The sequence below is a fragment of the Aureimonas phyllosphaerae genome, from assembly GCF_900113065.1.
Classification (GTDB): Bacteria; Pseudomonadota; Alphaproteobacteria; order Rhizobiales; family Rhizobiaceae; genus Aureimonas; species Aureimonas phyllosphaerae.
On record NZ_FOOA01000027.1, the window covers coordinates 17,321 to 31,934 of the forward strand.

Annotated in this window: 11 protein-coding genes; 10 read left to right on the forward strand and 1 reads right to left on the reverse strand. The window is 71.0% G+C overall.

The window, feature by feature from the left end; translation table 11 throughout:
• Window positions 1-353 precede the first annotated feature (353 nt).
• Both BM175_RS20225 and BM175_RS20230 read left to right on the forward strand, forming a co-directional pair.
• Window positions 354-686 carry a hypothetical protein gene (locus BM175_RS20225; protein ID WP_090966340.1) on the forward strand — a complete coding sequence of 111 codons (333 nt, stop codon included), beginning with the start codon at window positions 354-356 and terminating at the stop codon, window positions 684-686.
• A gap of 114 nt (window positions 687-800) precedes the next feature.
• Window positions 801-2,306, forward strand: a complete 1,506-nt coding sequence (locus BM175_RS20230; RefSeq protein ID WP_244546097.1) for a DUF2252 domain-containing protein — start codon at window positions 801-803, stop codon at window positions 2,304-2,306.
• Window positions 2,307-2,313: 7 nt separating this feature from the next.
• On the opposite strand, the gene BM175_RS20235 is transcribed toward BM175_RS20230, so the two are convergent.
• Window positions 2,314-4,584 carry a helicase-related protein gene (locus BM175_RS20235; RefSeq protein ID WP_090966342.1) on the reverse strand — a complete coding sequence of 757 codons (2,271 nt, stop codon included), beginning with the start codon at window positions 4,582-4,584 and terminating at the stop codon, window positions 2,314-2,316.
• A gap of 194 nt (window positions 4,585-4,778) precedes the next feature.
• On the opposite strand from BM175_RS20235, the gene BM175_RS20240 reads away from it, so the two are divergent.
• From BM175_RS20240 to BM175_RS20270, 8 genes are all read left to right on the forward strand, one after another.
• A complete protein-coding gene (locus tag BM175_RS20240; RefSeq protein WP_175526942.1) occupies window positions 4,779-6,032 on the forward strand; it encodes an ABC transporter ATP-binding protein in 1,254 nt (417 codons plus the stop codon).
• The gene (locus tag BM175_RS20245; RefSeq protein ID WP_090966346.1) at window positions 6,029-6,913 is read left to right on the forward strand and encodes a carbohydrate ABC transporter permease; all 885 of its coding nucleotides are present in this window, start codon (window positions 6,029-6,031) and stop codon (window positions 6,911-6,913) included. The genes BM175_RS20240 and BM175_RS20245 overlap by 4 nt, the downstream gene beginning before the upstream one ends.
• Window positions 6,906-7,754 (forward strand): carbohydrate ABC transporter permease, encoded by an 849-nt coding sequence (locus BM175_RS20250; protein ID WP_090966347.1) that lies wholly within the window; start codon window positions 6,906-6,908, stop codon window positions 7,752-7,754. Before BM175_RS20245 ends, BM175_RS20250 begins: the two co-directional genes overlap by 8 nt.
• Before the next feature lie 26 nt (window positions 7,755-7,780).
• Entirely contained in the window at window positions 7,781-9,016 is a 1,236-nt protein-coding gene (locus BM175_RS20255; RefSeq protein WP_090966349.1) for an ABC transporter substrate-binding protein, read from the forward strand.
• 248 nt (window positions 9,017-9,264) lie between these two features.
• Window positions 9,265-10,779 (forward strand): FecR domain-containing protein, encoded by a 1,515-nt coding sequence (locus tag BM175_RS20260; RefSeq protein ID WP_175526943.1) that lies wholly within the window; start codon window positions 9,265-9,267, stop codon window positions 10,777-10,779.
• Window positions 10,780-10,826: 47 nt separating this feature from the next.
• The gene (locus BM175_RS20265; protein ID WP_090966353.1) at window positions 10,827-13,652 is read left to right on the forward strand and encodes an EAL domain-containing protein; all 2,826 of its coding nucleotides are present in this window, start codon (window positions 10,827-10,829) and stop codon (window positions 13,650-13,652) included.
• 86 nt (window positions 13,653-13,738) lie between these two features.
• The gene (locus tag BM175_RS22855) at window positions 13,739-13,900 is read left to right on the forward strand and encodes a hypothetical protein (protein ID WP_175526944.1); all 162 of its coding nucleotides are present in this window, start codon (window positions 13,739-13,741) and stop codon (window positions 13,898-13,900) included.
• Between the two features lie 211 nt (window positions 13,901-14,111).
• On the forward strand, window positions 14,112-14,614 hold a 503-nt coding region (locus BM175_RS20270), incomplete at its 3' end, for an NAD-dependent epimerase/dehydratase family protein (RefSeq protein ID WP_139224724.1).

Below are 14,614 nucleotides of genomic sequence, written 5' to 3' on the forward strand. Positions count from 1 at the left end.
GTTCGCGCCCATGGAGCGGCAAGCGTTCGGGAAGCGAGGCCATCCGTTGCTCGTTACGACGCACAGGCCGGATCGGCCAGCCCCTCCCTCGCATGCGCCGGCAGTCGATCGCGGGACCAACGCCTTCGACCTTCGGTCGATGCCGCCCATTCGTTTGCCGGCGAAATGGAAACGGGGCGGGTGCGGCATCGTGTACGCTCAACCCTCGAACCCTTGTCCGGACGGCCCTCCCGCATCCCGTCCGGGTGAAGGGTTAAGCGATCCTTGCTGTCGATCCCCAGATTTGAGGAGTTTTCCGCGCGCCGCTGGCGCTACGTCCTTCGTCAGAACCCGAATGACGCTGAGGCCGAACCATGAGCGGACGCTATCGACCGAACGAGCCGACCTGCCCGATTTCCCTGGAACTCCTGGCGCTTCTCATGCGCTCGTCCGACGAGCGCGTTGCGGAGATGGCCGATGCGATGCCGCTCCGCCATCGCGCGGAGCTTGCGATCCACTGCGTCGCGCGCACGCATCTGCGCCGTATCGCCCTCACCGTCGCCGCGCGATGCCCCGAGCAGGCGCTCTGGGAGGTCGGCGGCCGCGTCGGCCTCGCGCTGTCCGAGCAGTGCCGCGACCGCGCCGCCTTCGACCGCGAGCCGGGCCAGATCGTGCGGCGCAAGGTCTCGCTCGCCCGCGTCGCCTGAGCACTGAAGACACGGGCTTCGCGGCCGCAGATCGGTGGCCGCGACCCTTTCTTGACATTTCTGTGAACGGCGCTCTCTTCGGAGACGAGAGTGCAGTTCGCAGGACCCCGAGCCATGGACATCAGCGCGCCGCAAATGACGCCGGGCCCGGACGCGTCCGACCTCGACCCGCCCCTGGACGCCGAGAAGCCTTCCGACGTCGTGCTGGCACCGGCGGAAGCCTTTCCGCGGATCGACCTGCGTGCGCAAGGCGAGCCCTGGGAGCGACGCCGGGCCGCCGGAAAGCAGTTGCGCCGCGAGGTGCCGCATGCGGCGCATGCCGAGGCGGTTCCGACCGACGGGCGCCCCGATCCCGTGGAACTCGTGGAGCGCTCGAACGCCGGCCGGCAGGCCCGCCTCGTGCCACTGCGCATCGCGCGCATGGCGGAGTCGCCCTTCGCCTTCCTGCGCGGGGCTGCCGGCGTCATGGCCTTCGACCTGTCGCGCACGCCCCGCAGCGGCATCGATGTCGTGATGAACGGCGACGCCCATATCTCGAACTTCGGCCTCTTCGGCACCCCGCAGCGTGATGTCGTGCTCGACCTCAACGACTTCGACGAGGTGACGATCGGGCCGTGGGAATGGGACCTGAAGCGGCTGGTCGCGAGCCTCAACGTCGTGGCGCGCCAGCAGGAGATCGGGCGCGGCGAGCGTCAGCGGATCGTCACGAGCTGCGTCGAGGGCTACCGGCGCTCGATGCTGGATCTCGCCCCGCGCGGGCCCATCGACGTCTGGCATCGCGCCGCCCGCGCCGACCGGCTCGACTTCAACGGCATCGAGATCGACGCGGATTCACAGGCCGCGCTGCGCAAGGCGGTGGAGAAGGCGCGCCGCCGCGACAACGCCTCGCTCCTGGAAAAGGTCGGCGAGCGTCAGGTCGACGGCGGCTGGCGCTTCCGGCTCGACCCGCCGATCCTGACCGCCGTCGGCGAGGCGACGCGCGAGGCTGTGATCTCGGGGCTCGAGCATTACGCCGAATCGCTGCCGCGCGAGCGCCGCTTCATGCTGAGCCGCTACCATGTCGTCGACGTCGTCCACCGCGTGGTGGGCGTCGGCAGCGTCGGCACGCGCGCCTATCTCGCCCTCCTGTTCGGCAATTCCGACCAGGACGCCCTGTTCCTGCAGGTCAAGGAAGCGATCACGCCGTCGCACGCCCCTTACGTGCCGCCGTTGCCCGAGCCCTACGGCTCGCACGACGGCGCCCGCGTCGTCTATGGCCAGCGCCTGCTCCAGGCGGTGGGCGACCCGCTGCTCGGCTGGACGACGATCGGCGATCGGCCGTTCTACGTCCGCCAGATGAAGAACATGAAGGGCGAGATCCCGCACGCGCTCCTTGGCGGGCGCTCGCTGGAATTCTTCGCCTTCGGCTACGGCGCCCTCCTGGCGCGGGCGCACGCGCGCACCGGGGACGCCGCCGCGATCGCCGGCTATTGCGGCGGGGCGGAGAACCGCGGCTTCGACGACGCGCTCGACGCCTTTGCCGAACAGTACGGCGACCAGAACGCGCGCGACCACCAGGCGCTGGTGGAGGCGGTCGCCGCCGGGCGCTTTGCCGGCATCGAGGCGGCCGAGGGCGACTGACGGCCGGTCAGCGGCCGGCGCGCGCCCCGTCCGGCCGGCGCGGCTTGCGGCCTCGGCGGGCCTTGTCCCTCGTGGGTTGCGATTGGGCGGCGAGACCGGACGAGAGCTTGGTCAGGTTGCGCTCGATCTGCGCGTTGAGGCCAGCCACGCCCTCCCGCACCAGGTCCTCGCCCCGGTAGACCTCGGGAAAGCGCTGCGAGAGCCAGAGCCAGGCCGTGGCGAGATTGACGCCGTCCTCGAGGCGCTGGAGGTCGCCCGAGCGCAGCGGCGGCAGCGGCGCTGGCTTGCCGGCCGCATGGGCGCGGGCCCAAGTCAGCACCGTGTCCATGAACCAGGGATGGCGCAGCGACACCGGCACCACGGCATAGGCGAGGCGGTCGAGAAGCGGCAGGTCGACGCCGGACAGGCGCCGCGCCTTTTCGATCTCCTCGTCCATGTCGCCGATCTTGAGGTCGGGATGGTCGAGCACGAGGCGCGAGCGCAGGTAGGCGAGGATCTGGTCGAGCGCGTCGGTTTCCAGGAACTCGGCGGCGAGCGCGACGCTCTCGCGGTTGGGGCGAACGAAGGCGCGCCCGGTCAGCTCCTTCGGCGGCGATGACAGGGCGGCGCGGATCTTCTCGACGCCGTAGGCGCCGCCCCCGATCACGCCGACGAAGCCCTCCTCGAACATGCCGAAGCGGCCGGCCCGCCCGCCGATCTGGCGGATCTCGGAGTGGAGGAGCGCACGACGCCTGGTGCCGTCGAACTTGTCGAGCGCGGAGAAGAAGACGCGCGAGACGGGAAGGTTGAGCCCCATGCCGATCGCATCGGTCGCGACCACCACGTCGGCCTCACCCCGGCGGAAGCGCGCGGCCTCGGCGCGGCGGACCTCCGGGCTCAGCGCGCCGTAGACGGTGGCGACCGACAGGCCGAGCGGCACGATCGCCTCGCGCAGCTCGTGCACCGCCGCGCGCGAGAAGGCGACGACCGCATCGCCGCGTCGCAGATCGCGCAAGGTGATCGGTTGCGGCCACGCCGCCAGCTCGTTCTTGCGCGCGAGCACACGCACTTCGAGCGGCTCGCCCAGCACCTTGGCGAGGCGCTCCACCATCGCCACCGCATCGGGCGAGCCGGTCATCACCACGAGATCGGCCGGCACGCCGAACAGCGCCTGCGTCCACGCCCAGCCGCGCTGCTCGTCGGCGAGCATCTGGATCTCGTCGATCACCGCGACGTCGACGCGCCGGCCGACGTCGATCGTCTCGATGGTGCGGGCGTAGTGCGTGACGTCCTCGCCCGTGTCGCGCTCCTCGCCGGTGACGAGACCGGCGCGCACGCCGCCGGCGCTCAAGGTCTCGCGGTGCTCGTGGGCGAGGAGGCGGAGCGGCGACAGGACCTCGGCCGTCGGCGCCTCGATCGCCAGCCGCATGGCCTCGTATGTCTTGCCGGAGTTCGTCGGGCCGGCGAGGAACAGGAGCCGCCGGCCGATCGCGCGCGCGAGCGGGAAGAGGCTGGGATAGCGGTCGTAGCCGGACGCCTCGGCAAAGCTCGCGCGCCGCCGGCTCTGTCGGCGGTACGACCGCACCGAGGCGGCGATCTTGTCGAACCACCGGTCGCAGGTCGCGCGCACCTCGTCCTCGCCGGTCGTCTGCGCCGCGAAGACGAAGCGTTCGAGATCGGCCTGCGTCGCCGCCTTCAGGAAGGCGGCGGGGTCGCCGAGATCGCGGGTCTCCTCGGTGAAGCGCCGCGCGTAGTCCGCGCCGACCGCTTCAAGCGTTTCGCGCATGCGGGCGACGACCGCGCGCGCCTCCAGGGCGACGGCTTGCGCGGTTGCCTCGATCTCGTCCTCGCCGATGATCTCGTCGTCGGCGAGGCATCGACCGATGCCGCCCGGTGCGCGCACGCGGGCGAACGCCATGAGGAGCGTCTCGCGCTCGACGGGGAAGATCGCGGTGAAGACGGGTACCTCGACCTCGAAGGCGGCAAAGGCGCTGTCGGTCGAGCGCCGGACGCGCACGACCTCGTCGGCTTGCTCGCTCGCCAGATGCGCGATCCGGTCGGCCTCGTCCGTCTCGTCCTCGCTGGCGATCTCGACGTCGGGGACGTGCAGGATCGACCGGACCCGGCCGGCCGGAACGAGGATCGCCTTGCGCCGGCCGCCGTCGTCCTTGGCCTTGTCGCCGAACGGTACCTCCATGCGGCGAACCAGCCCCGCCTCGACGATGGCGCGGCATCGCGCGAGCGAGCGGCCGGTGAGCGCCGGAAGCATGGCGATGGGATAGCTGGCGGGAGGCTGCATGCGGGGGCTCTGGGTGATCGAAGGCGGCTGTGGCGTCCTCGTGGACGAAAGCCCGGGGCGTGTCCATGCCGCGCGGGAGCGGCCCTCCCGGCGTGGCCATCCGTCGCAAGCCGTGGACCCGAGGGCGCGAGCGCTATCTTCTGTCGGGGGTGTCGCCTGATCTGGCGACAAGGACGAGTAACGACGCGAGCGGCTTGAAGGATGCACGAGGACCCGACGTCGATGCCATCGGCCGATCATCGTCTCCCGCGACACGCGGCAAGGGCGACTTCATGAACGAGGCGGCCAGCCGGCTCGGCATCCGCGATCTCAGCTGCCGCTATGGCGAGACGCTTGCGCTCGACGGCGTCGGCTTCGATGTCGCGCCGGGCGAGTTCGTGTCGATCCTCGGGCCGTCGGGCTGCGGCAAGTCGACCCTCCTGCGCGCCATCGCGGGCCTCGAGCCGGTGGCCGGCGGCGAGATCCGGATCGGCGACCGGTCGGTGGAAGGTCTCGCGCCCAAGGACCGCGGCGTCGCCTTCGTGTTCCAGTCCTATGCGCTCTATCCGCACATGACCTGCCGCCAGAATCTGGCGGCGCCGCTCGTGATGCGCGAGTTGTCCGCGCTCGAGCGCGTGGGCGCCGCGCGCCTCCTCTCGCCGCGCGCGCGGGCGAAGCACCGGTCGATCGCGGCGCGCGTGATGGCGACTGCGCAAATGCTCGGCATCGACCATCTCCTCGACCGTCGGCCCGCCGCGCTGTCGGGCGGCCAGCGCCAGCGCGTCGCCCTCGGGCGCGCCCTGATTCGCGAGCCGCGGCTGTTCCTTCTCGACGAGCCGCTCGCCAATCTCGACGCGGCGCTTCGCAACCGGACGCGTTCGGACCTGCGCGCCCTGCAGCGCCGCATCGGCGCGACCACGCTCTTCGTCACCCACGACCAGTCGGAGGCGATGGCGATTTCCGACCGCGTCATCGTCATGTTCGAGGGTCGCGTGCGCCAGATCGGCACGCCGGACGAACTCTATCGCCACCCCGCCGACCTCGACGTCGCGCGCTTCCTGTCGCAGCCGCACCTCAACGTCATCGACGCGGCGACGCTGCGCGCGGCGATCGGCGAGCGGACAGCGCACGGCGACATCGTCCTCGGCGGGCGGCCGCTGGCCGCGATCGACGGCGTCGTCGCCTTCCGGCCGGAGCATGCCGGCATCCGCCGTCGCCACGAGCCGGGGCTGCCCGGCCTGCACGTGGTGGTGGACCATGCCGAGCATGCCGGCGTCGAGGCGCATCTCTTCGTGCGCACGATGGGGGGCGGGGAGCCCTGCGTGGTGCGCATCGCGTCCGAGGCGATCGGGCAGTGGCCGCCGGGCAGCGAGGGCGTGCTGCAGTTCCAGACCGGCGCCGTCCACGTCTTCCCGCGAGCGGAGGCCGCAACCCAACCGACCACCCCGCCGGCGCGGGCCGTCGCTTGAACGCGGACCTCCGCCATCGCCGCCGGGTCGGGGCACTCTTGGCCCTGCCGGGTGCGACGCTGCTTCTCGCGCTCCTCATTCTGCCGTCGATCGCGGTGCTCGCCCTGTCCTTCACCGACTACCAGTTCGGCATGCCGGGCGCCGTCTTCGTCGGCTGGCGGCAGTATGCGGCGCTCGGCAGCGACGCGGGACTGCGCAACAGCCTCGCCAACACCGCGCTCTACGTGGCGATCGTCGCGCCCGTCTCGATCGGCGGCGCGCTGTGGCTGGCGGTGCTCCTCCAAAGGCAGGGCCGCTTGCGGCCCTTGTTCCAGACCGTGTTCTTCCTGCCGGTGACGGCGACGCTGGTCGCCATGGCGACCGCCTGGGAGGTGGTGCTGCATCCCTCCTTCGGCATCGCCAACACGGCGTTGTCGTGGCTCGGCTTCGAGCGCCTGCGCTTCCTGACGGACCCCTCGACGGCGCTCGGCACGCTCGCCGCGATCGGCGTCTGGAAGATGCTCGGCTACAACATCCTTCTGTTCCTCGCCGGGCTTGCGACGATCGACCGCCAGCTCTACGAGGCCGCCGCGCTCGACGGCGCCGATCGCGGCTGGAGCCGGTTCACGCTGGTGACCCTGCCGACGCTCGCACCCGTCACCCTCTTCGTCACCGTGATCACGCTGATCCGCAGCGTGTCGGAGTTCGAGACCGTCGCCGTCCTGACGCAAGGGGGCCCGAGCGGGGCGACGGAGATGCTGCTCTATACGCTCTACCAGCAGGCCTTTCGCTACTTCGACGTCGGCGCGGCCGCCGCGCTCGCCGTGGTCTTCCTCCTTCTCGTCGGCCTGCTCTCGATCCTTCAGGTGCGCTTCTTCGACCGGGGAGGCGCGCATGGATGAGGTGCGGCTCGAAGGCGCCTCGCGGCTCCGGCACGCGCTGTCGGTCCTCGTGCTCGTGCTCGCCGCCGGGCTGACGCTCCTGCCCTTCGTGGTGATGGTGGCGGTGAGCCTTGCCGCCCCCGGCACGGTCTACGACGGCTCCCTCCTGCCGGCGCCGAGCTGGACGGGCGCCTTCGCCAACTATGCGCTGGCCTTCTCCAGCCAGCCGCTCCTGCGCTTCATGCTGAACGGCGTCGTGGTCTGCGGGGCGATCCTCGTCCTCCAGATCCTCGTCGCCGCACCCGCCGGCTACGCGCTCGCCAAGCTGCCGTTCCGCGGCCGCCCGCTTCTCTTCGGTGCGGTGGTCGTTTCCCTCCTGATCCCGATCCAGGTCCCCGCGATCCCGCTCTATCTCGCGATTGCGCAGGCCGGCCTCCTCAACACCTATGCCGCGCTCGTCCTGCCCTTCGTGGTGTCGGCCTTCGCGATCTTCCTGTTCCGCCAGTTCTTCCTGTCCTATCCCGACGAGGTGCTGGACGCCGCCCGCCTCGACGGCTTCTCCGAGCTTGGCATCGTCTGGCGCCTGATGCTGCCGGCGGCCTGGCCCGCGGTCGCGGCCTTCGCGACGATCAGCGTGATCGCCCACTGGAACGACCTCTACTGGCCGCTCGTCGTCGTGACCCGCACCGAGATGATGACGCCGCCGCTCGGGCTCCTCGCCTTCCGCGCCTCGGGCGAGACCACCGGCAATGTCGGGGCGCTGATGGCCGGCGGGGTGATCGTCACCGCGCCGCTCGTCCTCGGCTTCCTGTTCTTCCAACGCCATCTCGTGCGCGGCCTGTCCGTGCGCGCCCGCAACTGATCTCCGCCGCCACGAAGGAGCCCGCCATGAAGTCCCTGATCCTCGGCCTCGCACTTGGCGCGGCCCTGGCCGCCGCGCCCGCCGTCGCGGCCGACACGACCCTCACCGTCCTCCATGCGTGGCCGCATCACGCCACCTGGCAGGCCGAGATCGCGCGCCGCTACATGGAGACCCATCCGGACGTGAAGATCACGTTCCAGGCGCCGTCCACCGACTACGGCGAGGGCCTCGTCTCGGTGATCCGGCAGGAGATGGCGGGCGAGGCGCCCGACGTCTTCATGGTCGGCTCGCACCTCCTGCAGAACCTCGTCGCGCGCGGCATGGTGAAGCCGCTCGACGACATGACGGCGGGCAAGGATATGGCCGCGCTCGGCTACACCGACGCGATCCTGAAGCTGACGCAGGTCGACGGCGTGCAGTACGGCCTGCCCTGGACGAGTTCGACGCCCGTCATGTTCTACAACAAGGACCTCGTCGCCAGAGCCGGCGGCAATCCCGACGCCATGCCCAAGACCTGGGACGAGACGATCGCGCTGGCGGCCAAGATCCAGGCGCTCGGCGGCGTCACCGGCATGTACTATTCGCTCGGCGACGACGACTGGATGACGCAGAACCTCCTGGCGACCAACGGCCTCGCCCCTGTCGGTGCGGACGGACGCGAGATCGCCTTCGCCACCGAGGGCGGGCGCGAAGCCGTGCGCACCTATCGCCGCTTCTTCGACGAGGGCGGGCAGCAGCCGATCGCCGACAAGGCGGCGCGCCAGGAGATGTTCGCCGGCAAGCTCGGCATCTACTTCAACTCCACCGCGGCCGTGCGCTCCTTCTCGCGCGAGATCGGCGACCGCTTCGCCTGGAGCACGGCCGAGATGCCGGTGCTGAAGGCCGGCGGCGGCGTCGCTTCGGGCGGCATGGCGGCGGTTATCCTGACCGACGATCCCGCCAAGCGCGCAGCCGCATTCGACTACCTCCTCTTCGGCACCAGCCCGGAGAGCCAGGCCTACGTCGTGGAGCAGACCGGCTACATGCCCTCCAACGAGAAGGCGATCGAGACGCTGAAGCCCTTCTACGCGGCCAACCCGAGCTTTGCGACGAGCGCCCGGCAGATCAACCGCGCGCTGCCCTGGTTCGCCTGGCCCGGCCAGAACGGCGTCAAGATCAGCCAGACCGTGCTCGACGACATGACGGCGGTCGGCAACGGCGCGATGACGCCGGACGCGGCATCGGCGGCGATGGCCGAGACGATCGCGCCGATGATGAAGTAACAGCCGAGGGCCACCGCTTGGCCTGTCGGGCGGCGGAGAGCAGACGCTCCCCGTCGCCGACCGTTTCGCTCTCACGGGATGCCGATGGGGCCGCCCGCGAGGCCTGACGTTTCCTGCCCACGACCGCAAGTTCGATGCCGTTTTGCGCGTTTTGCCGCGGGGATCGGGCGCATTTGAACGGTTCGCTTAGGCCGGTCCTCGCATTCATCCGTCATCGTTCGGCCGACCGAAGCCAAGGCCCGAACCCGATGCGCTCACGTTTGCCCGCCCTCCTGCTGCTCTTCCTGGCCCTCGTCCATGCCGATGTCGGATGGGCGCGCGAATGGCGGGTCGAGCGCGTCAGCGGGACGGCCTGGGCAATGGAAAGCAACGAGAAGCGCGACGTCCTGACCGCCGGCATGATGGTACCCGAAGGCCGGACGATCGCGACCGCCAAGGCGAGCCGCGTCCGCCTGTCGAGCGAGAACAACGTCATGACGCTCGGGCCCGGCAGCGTCGCGATGGTGCAGCCCAAGGGCTTCTTCAGCTCCAAGACCGAAGTGCTGCAGCAGACCGGCAGCATCGCCTTCGACATCGAGAAGCGCTCGGCCCCCCATTTCACCGTGAAGACCCCGTTCATGGCGGCCGTGGTCAAGGGAACGGCGTTCACGATCAGCGTCACCAGGACGGATACGAAGATCGGCGTCGACCGCGGGCTCGTGCAGGTAAGCGACCTGAAGACGGGCGAGACGGCTGGCATCGGCGCCGGACAGCGCGCCAGCGTGTCGGCCGCAACGTCCGGCCTTCGCACGGCGGGCGTGAACGCGCCGGGCGTAACGCCGGGCAAGCCGGCCGCGCCGAGTGTCGCCCCGGTCGGTCAGCCGCTCCAAAGCTTCCGTGCGGCGCAGGCGCCCGAGCCGGCCCGGTCCTCGGCCGTGTCGACGAGCCGCGATGCGGCTGCCTCCACCCACGGTACCGCGAACGGCACGGGCGCGTCGCGTTCGTCGGACGCGGCCGGTTCCGACGGCTTCGGCGGCGCTGATTCCAACGGACGCGACCGGCAGTCGATCGGCAGCAGCGTCGCCGAGACCAATGCGCCGAGCGGCGAGACAGCAAGCCGGTCGGCGGCGAGCAGCGAGAGCCTCGGCGGCGGCGCGAGCCCGGCCGGCACTGGCGGGGCGGGCACCGGTGGAAACGGCTTCGGCGGCACGGCGGGAACCGGAACCAGCGATGGCCGACCCGGTGGGAACACCGCCGGCCAGCCCGGCCAGGGTGGCCCGCAGGCCGGCGCTCCCGCCGGCGGGCCGGGTGCGGGCGGCAGCGACAAGGGCGGACCCGACAAGGCGGGTCCGGGCAAAGGTGGCCCCGGCCACGACGGACCCGACAAGGGTGGCCCGGACAAGGGCGGCCCCGATAAGGATGGACCCGACAAGGATGGCCCGGAGCCGGGTGGACCGGCCGCCGGTGGTCCGGGCAAGGATGGCCCCGGTCACGACGGCCCCGATAAGGGCGGACCCGGAGCCGCCGGCCCGAATGGCGGCGGGGACAAGGGCAACCCCGGCAAGGACAGCCCGAAGGATAACAACGGCAACGGCAACGGGGGCGGCAACAACGGCAACGGCAAGGGGAATGGCGGTCCGAACGGCGACGGCGCCCCCGGCAACGGCAAGGGCAACAACGGAAAGGGTCTCGGCAACGGCGGTCCGAAGGGCGCCCTCGGCAGCGACAAGGGCAACAACGGCAACGGCCACGGGCCGAGCGGCTTCGGCGGCAGCACCAAGTAGCTGACCGCCGCCCTATCGGCGGATCGCGGGACAGGAGTTGACACAGGATGCCAAGCCCGACGATCCGCCGCCGCGTCGCCCGTCTGACGGTGGCCGACATCCGGTCGCTGGCAACGCTCCTCGTCGTTGCCGCCTGTCTGGCCGGAGCCTTCCTGTCGGGCGCGCCGGCCGCGCTGGACAGGACCCTGTCGGACGCCCGGTTCCTACTCGGACCCCGTCCCGCCTCCGGCGGGATCGTCCTGGTCGACATCGACGCCAGGAGCCTCGCGGAAATCGGGGTCTGGCCTTGGCCCCGCCGCCTCCATGCCGATCTCCTCTCGGCCGCCGCCACGGCGGGGGCCGCCCGGGTCGCCTTCGACGTCGATTTCTCGTCCCGCACCCGGCCCGAGGACGACGCCGCCTTCGCCGCGGCGCTCGGCTCCGCCGGTCCCGAGACGTTTCTGGCCGCCTTCGTCCAGCATGATCCGGCGTCCGGCGCGGTCCTGGCGTCGATGCCGATCCCACCGCTCCTGGCGGCATCCTGGCCTGTTTCGATCAACGTGCCGGTCGCCGACGACGGGCGCGTGCGACGCTTTCCTTCCAGCATCGACGTCGACGGCGAGGCCATCGCCTCGATGCCTGCGGTGCTTGCCGGGCGCGAGACCATGGACGGCGATGTCGGGATCGATTTCGGGATCGACGCCGCCTCGATCCCGCGCGTTTCCTTCGTCGACGTCCTGCACGGGCGAATCGCGCCGGAACAGCTTCGATCGAGGACGCTGGTCGTCGGCGCGACCGCGATCGAGCTTCACGACCTCTTCCCCGTGCCCCGCGCCGGCATCGTTTCCGGATCCACCGTGATCGCGCTGGCGGCCGAGACCCTGATGCAGGATCGGGCGCTGGCCTCGTGGCGACCGTCGTCCGGTCTCCCGGCGCTCCTTTTCGTTCTCGGCGCGTGGTTTGCCCTTCGGCACGGGTTGCGCCGGACCCTTCTGGCCGCCGCGATCACGGCGCTCGCGATCGAGGCCGTCGCGGCATGGTTCTATGTCGAGCGCGCCGTGATGGCGGAGACGGCGGGACTGCAGCTGGCGCTCGCGGCGGTCGCGTTGTGGAGCCTCGTGCGCGAGTTCGACCTGCGCCAGTTCCGGCTCTGGGTGTCGCGGGTGGAGACCCGCAACACCGCACGGCTTCTGGAACGGGTGATCGACGACGGCTTCGACGCGATCGTCATCGTTGATGCGCAGGGGCGCATCATGCGCATCAACGAGGTCGCCCAGCGCCTCCTCGACCTGCCGCCGGGCAGGCGGCCGGACACCGTGGCCGACCTGCCGCCCGCGCTGGTCGCCGTGGTGGAGACGGCGATGGCCGCGGCGGACGAGGCCGCCGGCCCGCGGCATCCGGCGCGGCGCATGCTCGAACTGGCCGGCACGGGCGAGGCGCGCGTCCTCGAATACACCGTCTCGCCCTTCTGGCTGGAAGATCGGCGCCGCGGGCGCCGGGAGGCGAACCGGCTGCGCTATGTCAGCCTCCTGCTCCATGACGTGACGGACCGCGAACGGGCGCAGGAGCGGCTGCGCTTTGCCGCCTTCCACGACAGCCTGACCGGCCTTCCCAACCGGAGGGCCCTGGAGGCGGATCTGGAAGGGCTGGCCGCCGAGAGGGTGCCGGTCGCGCTCCTCGCCTTCGACCTCGACCGCTTCAAGGGGGTCAACGATGCGCTCGGCCACGCCACCGGCGATGCCGTCCTCGTGGAAACCGCGCGGCGCGCGGCGGCCCTCCTGCCGGCGGAGGCCACGGTGTTCCGGATCGGGGGCGACGAGTTCCTGGTGCTGTCGCGCACCGCGGACCCGAGGCTCGTACGGGCGCTGGCCGAGCGCCTCGTCGAGGCGATCGGGCAGGATTTCGACGTCAACGGGCACCGCATCTCGATCGGGACGTCGGTCGGGATCGCCGTCGAGGCGGAGGGATGCCGTGACCCGTCGGTGCTGCGTCGGCGGGCCGATGTCGCCCTCTATCAGGCCAAGCGCACGAGTGCTGGCCCGGTGGTCGAGTTCGACCGTTCGATGGACGAGGCGCGCCTCGAGCGTCTGGCGCTGGAGCGCGACCTCGCCGCGGCCATCGACGCCGGAGCGTTCGAGCTCGCCTACCAGCCGCAGATCGATCTTCAGAGTGGCCGCTGGACGGGCGCCGAGGCGCTCCTGCGCTGGCGGCATCCCGAGCGCGGCTTCGTCTCGCCTGCCGAGTTCGTGCCCGTCGCCGAGGAAACGGGCCTGATCCACCGGCTCGGGGCCTTCGTGCTGGAGGTCGCCTGCCGCGACGCCGCACGCTGGCCGGCGGCGATCAAAATCGCGGTGAACGTCTCGCCGCTGCAGTTCCTCACCGGCGACATCGTCGGGGCCGTGCGCTCCGCCCTCGCATCTTCGGGGCTCGACCCGAAGCGCCTCGAACTCGAGATCACCGAGTCCGCCTTCGTCGGCGAGAACCACCGGCTCGCCGGCATCTTCTCGGACCTCCTGGCGCTCGGCGTCACCTTCGCGCTCGACGATTTCGGCACCGGCTATTCCTCGCTCGGCTACCTCCACCGCTTTCCGATCGCCAAGATCAAGATCGACCGCAGCTTCGTGACCGACATTCCCGGCAACCGGCACTCGATGGCCGTCCTGCGCTCGGTCGTGGTGCTGGCCGACGGCCTCTCGATCCGCACCATCGCGGAGGGCATCGAGACGGGGCAGCAGGCAGAGATCCTCGGTGAACTCGGCTGTGGCGAGGGACAGGGCTACCTGTACGCGAAGCCGCTCGACATCGGCCAGGCGTGCGCGCTCTTCGCGGGCGGCGCGAAGGACGGCGAAAGAGGGGGCCGGACCGAACGACGGGCCAGGCTTGCGGTTGTCTGAGCCATCGGTCGCCCGCGAATCTTTAGCCTTCAAACGATCTCAATTGACTGCCAAAACGTCGCAGGGGACGCTTTGGAGACGTTCGTATGACTGCGCAGCACGCGGAAGGCCGAAAGGCTCACGACGATGGGAAGGCTCGGCACGAGAACCCCTACGACATCAACACCGAAGCCTGGAACTGCTGGATGGACGGCTTCGACCAGGCGGCATCCGAGGCCGCGTGCCGGGGCATGAAGCGCTCGGCCTGACGACAGGCATGCGGTCGGCGCGGAGCCGACCGCACCGGCCCGACGGCAGGTTCCCGCAGCCGGCACGTCGCCCGCAACCGGCGGGTCGGTACGCTGCCGGCAAGAGCCGCGTCGTCCCGATCGTGCGGCGAAGATCGGCCCTGCCGTCGAGCCGACGGGCTTTTGCGGCCTGCTACACCACCTTGGTCACTTCGTATCAAGGAGACGCAGCATGAATAAGACAGCACTTGTGGTGGGGGCGAGCGGGATCGTCGGCAGCGCGACGGCGGACCTTCTCACCGCAGACGGCTGGACGGTCCACGGCCTGGCGCGCCGGCCGGTGGAGCAGCCGGACGTCCGGCCCGTGGCCGCCGACCTGCAGGATGCGGCGGGAACGGCGGACGCCCTGCGCGACCTGACGCCGGACGCCGTGTTCATCACCACCTGGGCCCGCCAAGCGACCGAGGCCGAGAACATCCGCGTCAACGCCGCCATGGTGCGCAACCTCCTCGATGGCCTGCGACCGGCCGGATCGGTGCGCCACGTCGCCCTCGTCACCGGCCTCAAGCACTATCTCGGCCCCTTCGAGGCCTACGGGAAGGGCACGCTGCCCGAGACCCCGTTCCGCGAGAGCCAGGGTCGGCTCGACGTCGCCAACTTCTACTACGCGCAGGAGGACGAGGTGTTTGCCGCCGCCCGCCGGGACGGCTTCGCCTGGAGCGTCCACCGCCCGCA

Excerpts from the sequence above, each read along its gene's own strand:
- BM175_RS20225 (WP_090966340.1), top strand. The coding sequence starts at position 354 with ATGAGCGGACGCTATCGACCGAACGAGCCGACCTGCCCGATTTCCCTG.
- BM175_RS20230 (WP_244546097.1), top strand. The coding sequence starts at position 801 with ATGGACATCAGCGCGCCGCAAATGACGCCGGGCCCGGACGCGTCCGAC.
- BM175_RS20235 (WP_090966342.1), bottom strand. The coding sequence starts at position 4,584 with ATGCAGCCTCCCGCCAGCTATCCCATCGCCATGCTTCCGGCGCTCACC.
- BM175_RS20250 (WP_090966347.1), top strand. The coding sequence starts at position 6,906 with ATGGATGAGGTGCGGCTCGAAGGCGCCTCGCGGCTCCGGCACGCGCTG.
- BM175_RS20255 (WP_090966349.1), top strand. The coding sequence starts at position 7,781 with ATGAAGTCCCTGATCCTCGGCCTCGCACTTGGCGCGGCCCTGGCCGCC.
- BM175_RS20260 (WP_175526943.1), top strand. The coding sequence starts at position 9,265 with ATGCGCTCACGTTTGCCCGCCCTCCTGCTGCTCTTCCTGGCCCTCGTC.
- BM175_RS20265 (WP_090966353.1), top strand. The coding sequence starts at position 10,827 with ATGCCAAGCCCGACGATCCGCCGCCGCGTCGCCCGTCTGACGGTGGCC.
- BM175_RS22855 (WP_175526944.1), top strand. The coding sequence starts at position 13,739 with ATGACTGCGCAGCACGCGGAAGGCCGAAAGGCTCACGACGATGGGAAG.